The 2515-nt window shown below is 46.4% G+C and carries 1 protein-coding gene; it reads left to right on the top strand.

From position 1 onward, the window contains the following. The first annotated feature begins 636 nt into the window (after positions 1-636). Complete coding sequence (locus QVD32_RS12805) at positions 637-2298, top strand: T9SS type A sorting domain-containing protein (RefSeq protein WP_147401606.1); 1662 nt, start codon at positions 637-639, stop codon at positions 2296-2298. Positions 2299-2515: the final 217 nt, after the last annotated feature.

Raw genomic sequence — 2515 nt, 5'->3', positions numbered from 1 at the left:
ACACAGAGGAGGAGGGTGAGATGTATTCCCCTTTCGCTTCTGCTTCGATTTTATATACGACACCTCGTAAGGCTGCTGGGCACGGCAGGGGAGGAGTTTGATACCTGATTTTGTTGCTGTCTCTGTTTTTTAACCCCTCCGTCCTCCGGACACCTCCCCTATATTTTGCTGCGCAAAACACAGAGGAGGAGGGTTGAGAAGTAACCTTTTCTTCCTATTGTTTTGTAGCGTCCCGCAATGCTGCTAGGCACGGCAGGGGGAGAGGATTGGTACTTGATTTTGTTGCTGCCGATGTTTTATTAACCCCTCCGTCCTTCGCCTCCCCTATATTTTGCGTTGCAAAACACCCCGTAATGCTGCGGGTCACGGCAAGGGGAGAGGATTGAAAATGGGATTTCTCTGTTTTAACTCTCTTGCCCTGTTGGGCGTTTCCCTATATATTGTTACGGAAATATTGGGGGAGTGGGGGTAATTCTGCTTTTGTTATGAGGGTATTGCCGTGTAAAGAAAATAAATACTTCATTTTGTCGGATAAAAAACATAGAAAATGTTAAATTGTTGCAGAATATATTCGGATTGCCTATTTTTGTCAGTCAATACAAAGATATATTTGTAAAACGAAACCAAAAACCGATTATGAAATATAGATTATTGTTATTAGTGGCAGTGCTTTTCTCATGGATAGGTGGGAATTATGCGGCGGTAGTGCCCGAAAGCACGGCGGTAGAGACAGCCAATATGCTGTTGAGTCAACGGGGCGGCGTTATGTTTAAAGGCGGTAAAGCCCAAGTAGAAACCGTATTTCAAGGAAATGAGCCGATGTATTATATCATTCGGTTTGAAAAAGGTGGGTGGGCTTTGATTTCGGCCGAAGATACCGTAGATCCCTTATTGGGATATTCATTCGATAGCGAGTATGTTTCGGAAGGTCAACCGGAATGGATAAAAGGTTGGTTGAAAGAATATACCGACCAAATAAAAATAGCTCGTCAAACCCCGGCTCTCCAACGTCATTATCGTTGGGCGGGCGATCTCGTAAGCCGTGCGACAGAGGATAGAATCGATCCGCTGATAACAGTAGCATGGAATCAAGATTCACCTTACAATAGTCTTTGTCCTCAAATGTCCGGCGGTCCGGGCGGTCGAGCCTACGTCGGTTGCGTGGCCGTAGCTATGGGGCAGGCTCTGACCGTAGTGCGGTATCCGTTGCGGGGACAGGGAACGAAATCCTATACATCGACGAATGCCGGCTTTTTGTCGGTCAATTTCGACAACGAACCCGATTATGATTGGGATGCGATTTTATCGGGAGCCAATAATTATAGCGAGGTAGCCAGATTGTTGTACCATTGCGGGGTGTTGATCGATATGGAATACGGTGCAGACGGTTCAGGAGCCATAACACAAAATATCCCGGGGTATTTCAGACACTATTACGGTTTCCCGGAGACATGTACGACCTATTCTCGCGACATAGATTATGCCGGAAAGGACAATGAATGGCACGAGCTTATTCAAAGCGAGTTGAAACGAGGTCGTGCGGTCATCTATGCCGGTAACGAAGGGAACCAAGTGGGACACTGTTTTAACCTCGACGGCTGGGACGGATTTACCAGTTACCATGTAAATTGGGGCTGGGGAGGTGTAAATAATGGATTTTACACGTTAGATAACTTAGGAGACCATGTACAAGGATCCTATCCCGATAACCACAGAGTGGTCGTAGGGGTGGCTCCGAAATCGGAAACTCCGTATGACATACGCCTGAGCACGACTCGCGTGAAAATAGGAACTCCGGCGGGAGTCGCAGTCGCCGATGTCACGGTATTGAGCGACATGCCTGATGCCGAATATGAATTCGAACTGAAAGGAATGATGCAATTCGGCGGTACTTATGCCGAACCGAGTTACGAAGTCCGTGACGGTAAGCTCTATACGACAAAGTTGATCGAGGATAAAGCCGTTCACAAAACTGTTTATATCAAGGCGATTCATAAAGAAAGCCGTAATTCTTATGAAAAGAAATTCGATTTGCAGCTTTCGACTTCGGGTATCGACGAAGTGCTTGCCGAAGATGTTAAAATTTATCCGGTTCCTGCCACCGATGTACTTACGATAGAAGTACCTTATGCCGAAGGCAAATATGCTATCTATAACGTGGCGGGTATGGCGTTGCAAAGCGGTGAGATTGACGATAACGTGACGACTGTCGATGTCTCGAATCTTTCGAAAGGCAGCTATATGTTGCAATACTCTACGTCGCAGGGAGTCGTGGTAAAATCGTTTATCGTGAAATAATTTGTATGATTAGCCATAGTGTGGAAACGCCTCGGGGAACCGGGGCGTTTTTTTAATCCCTTGCGTCTTTACCGCCCGATAAAGGCGGGTATTTTCCCGTGCTTTTGATTTCTTTCTCAACCCCTCTATCTTTTTAACCCCCTACGGGCACTCCCCCTATATTCCTTGTAGGAACACAGGGGGAGAGGATTGAAAAGTGGTCTTTTTCCCTATGCTG

It is taken from the genome of Barnesiella sp. (assembly GCF_022723415.1).
GTDB lineage: Bacteria > Bacteroidota > Bacteroidia > Bacteroidales > Barnesiellaceae > Barnesiella > Barnesiella intestinihominis.
Note: the sequence above shows the minus strand (reverse complement) of the source record. Positions and strands in the feature narration are given on the sequence as shown.